A 3,599-nucleotide genomic window follows, 5' to 3' on the forward strand; every position below is an offset into this window, starting at 1 on the left:
ACCGGCACCCGGTTGTCCACCGCGACGTCCGAACGGACCTGCCCCTGTTCCTGGGTGGGGAGTTCGCGCAGCAGGTCGGCGCGCGGGTGGCGACGCCGCTTGAGGACCGGCAGACGGGCACCGGGGACGCCCCGTTTGATGCCCATCAGGGCGTCCATCAGGCGCAGTCCCTCGAAGGCGTCGCGGGCGTAGCGGACCTCGCCTTCGTAGATGGCGTGCAGGTCCTGTTCGACGTAGGCGCGGGTGAGGGCGGCGCCGCCGAGGATGACCGGGTAGTCGGCGGCGAGGTTGCGCTGGTTGAGCTCCTGGAGGTTCTCTTTCATGATCACGGTGGACTTGACGAGCAGACCGGACATCCCGATGACGTCCGCCTTGTGCTCGACGGCGGCGTCCAGGATCGCCGAGACCGGCTGCTTGATCCCCAGGTTGACCACGGTGTAGCCGTTGTTGGACAGGATGATGTCGACCAGGTTCTTGCCGATGTCGTGCACGTCGCCCTTCACGGTGGCCAGCACGATGGTGCCCTTGCCCTCGTCGTCGGACTTCTCCATGTGCGGCTCCAGGTACGCCACCGCACTCTTCATCACCTCCGCCGACTGCAGCACGAACGGCAGCTGCATCTGGCCGGAGCCGAACAGCTCGCCGACCACCTTCATCCCGGCCAGCAGTGTGGAGTTGACGATCTCCAGCGCCGGACGCCCCGTCAGCGCCTCGTCGAGGTCGGCCTCCAGGCCGCCCCGCTCACCGTCGATGATCCGGCGCTGCAGGCGCTCCTCCAGCGGCAGCGCCGCCAGCTCCTGCGCCTTCGACTCCGCACTCGAGGCCACCGAGACGCCCTCGAACAGCTGGAGCAGCTTCTGCAGCGGGTCGTAGTCCCCGGTGCGGCGGTCGTAGACCAGGTCGAGCGCGACCTGGCGCTGCTCGTCGGGGATCCGGGCCATCGGCAGGATCTTCGAGGCGTGCACGATCGCCGAGTCCAGGCCGGCCTCGACGCACTCGTGCAGGAACACCGAGTTGATGACCATGCGGGCGGCCGGGCTGAGGCCGAAGGAGATGTTGGACAGGCCCAGCGTGGTCTGCACGTCCGGGTGGCGCCGCTTCAGCTCCCGGATCGCCTCGATCGTCTCGATGCCGTCGCGCCGCGACTCCTCCTGGCCGGTGCCCAGGGTGAAGGCCAGGCAGTCGACCAGGATCGAGCTCTCCTCGATGCCGTACTCACCGGTGAGCTGGGCGATCAGCCGCTCCGCGATGGCGACCTTGGTCTCGGCGGTGCGGGCCTGCCCGTCCTCGTCGATGGTCAGCGCGATCAGGCCGGCGCCGTGCTCGCGGGCCAGCGAGGCGACCTTCCCGAACTGGGTGTCGGGCCCGTCACCGTCCTCGTAGTTCACCGAGTTCAGCAGCGCCCGCCCGCCCAGCGCCTCCAGCCCGGCCCGCAGCACGTCCGGCTCGGTGGAGTCCAGCACGATCGGCAACGTCGAGGCCGTCGCCAGCCGCCCCGCGATCTCCTTCATGTCCGCCACACCGTCCCGGCCGACATAGTCCACGCACAGGTCCAGCAGGTGCGAGCCGTCCCGGATCTGCTCCCGGGCGATCTCCACACACGCCTGCCAGTCCCCCGCCAGCATCGACTCCCGGAACTTCTTCGACCCGTTCGCGTTGGTCCGCTCACCGATCGCCAGGTACGAGGTGTCCTGCCGGAACGGCACCGACTGGTACAACGACGCCGCCGACGGCTCCGGCCGCGGATCACGCGCCACCACCGCACGGCCCTGCACCCGCTCCACCACCAGCCGCAGATGCTCCGGGGTGGTACCGCAGCAGCCACCCACCAGCGACAACCCGTACTCACGGGTGAACACATCATGCGCATCCGCCAGCTCCGCCGGCGACAGCGGATAGTGCGCACCGTCCTTGCCCAGCACCGGCAGGCCCGCGTTCGGCATGCACGACAGCCCCACCCGGGCGTTCTTCGCCAGATACCGCAGGTGCTCGCTCATCTCCGCCGGACCGGTCGCGCAGTTCAGCCCGATGTAGTCCACCCCCAGCGGCTCCAGCGCCGTCAGCGCCGCACCGATCTCCGAACCCAGCAGCATCGTGCCGGTGGTCTCCACCGTCACCTGCACCAGCACCGGCAGATCCAGCCCCGCCTCCGCCAGCGCCCGCTTCGAACCCAGGATCGCCGCCTTCGTCTGCAGCAGGTCCTGACTGGTCTCCACCAGCAGCGCATCCGCACCACCCGCGACCAGACCGGCCGCATTCGCCTGGAACCCGTCCCGCAGCAGCCCGTACGGGGCGTGCCCGAGGGTCGGCAGCTTGGTGCCGGGCCCGATCGACCCGAGCACCCACCGCACCCGGCCGTCCCGCGCCGTGAACGCATCCGCCGCCTCGCGGGCGATCCGGGCGCCCGCCTCCGACAGCTCGAACACCCGCTCCGGGATGTCGTACTCCCCCAGCGCCGCATGGTTGGCGCCGAAGGTGTTGGTCTCCACACAGTCCACGCCCACCGCGAAGTACGCGTCGTGCACCGAGCGCACGATGTCCGGGCGGGTCACGTTCAGGACCTCGTTGCAGCCCTCCAGCTGCTGGAAGTCCTCCATCGTCGGATCCTGCGCCTGCAGCATGGTGCCCATCGCACCGTCCGCCACCACCACCCGGGTGGCAAGCGCTTCACGCAAGGCATCCGCACGACCCTGCCGGGCGGATGGGGAAGGGAGTGCGGCCATGGTGTTCCTCACGGGTGGGGGTGCGGACGGCTGACGGGCGATCAGGCGACGGCGTTCCTCAGCTCGTCGACGCGGTCGGTGCGCTCCCAGGTGAAGTCCGCGTCCTCCCGGCCGAAGTGGCCGTAGGCGGCGGTCTTCGCGTAGATCGGCCGCAGCAGGTCCAGGTCGCGGATGATCGCCGCCGGGCGCAGGTCGAAGACCTTCACCACGGCCTCCTGGATCTTCAGCACCGGCACCGTCTCGGTCCCGAAGGTCTCCACGAACAGACCCACCAGCTCGGCCTTGCCGATCGCGTACGCGACCTGCACCTCGGCCCGGGTCGCCAGACCCGCGGCGACGATGTGCTTGGCCACCCAGCGCATCGCGTACGCGGCCGAGCGGTCCACCTTGGACGGGTCCTTGCCCGAGAACGCGCCGCCGCCGTGGCGGGCCATCCCGCCGTACGTGTCGATGATGATCTTGCGGCCGGTCAGGCCGGCGTCACCCATCGGACCGCCGATCTCGAACCGGCCGGTCGGGTTCACCAGCAGCCGGTAGCCGTCGGTGACCAGCTTGATCCCGTCGTCCGCCAGCCGCTTGAGCTCCGGCTCGACCACGAACTCCCGGATGTCCGGGGTCAGCAGCGACTCCAGGTCGATGTCGCTCGCGTGCTGCGAGGAGACGACCACGGTGTCCAGGCGCAGCGCCTTGTCACCGTCGTACTCGATGGTGACCTGGGTCTTGCCGTCCGGGCGCAGGTACGGGATGGTGCCGTTCTTGCGGACCTCCGACAGCCGGCGCGACAGCCGGTGCGCCAGGGTGATCGGCAGCGGCATCAGCTCGGGCGTGTCGTCGCACGCGTAGCCGAACATCAGGCCCTGGTCGCCCGCGCCCTGC

2 protein-coding genes are annotated in these 3,599 nt (G+C 69.9%); both read right to left on the minus strand.

Going from position 1 to position 3,599, the window contains the following annotated elements; all coding sequences use genetic code 11:
- Positions 1-2,723, minus strand: a 2,723-nt coding sequence (metH, locus tag AC2TEW_RS38660; protein WP_484627824.1) for a methionine synthase, incomplete at its 3' end; no start/stop codon positions are given.
- Positions 2,724-2,764: 41 nt separating this feature from the next.
- The coding region (metK, locus tag AC2TEW_RS38665) for a methionine adenosyltransferase (protein WP_484627825.1) at positions 2,765-3,599 on the minus strand (835 nt) is incomplete at its 5' end.

The sequence above is a fragment of the Kitasatospora sp. NEAU-CNBT7 genome, assembly GCF_057220535.1.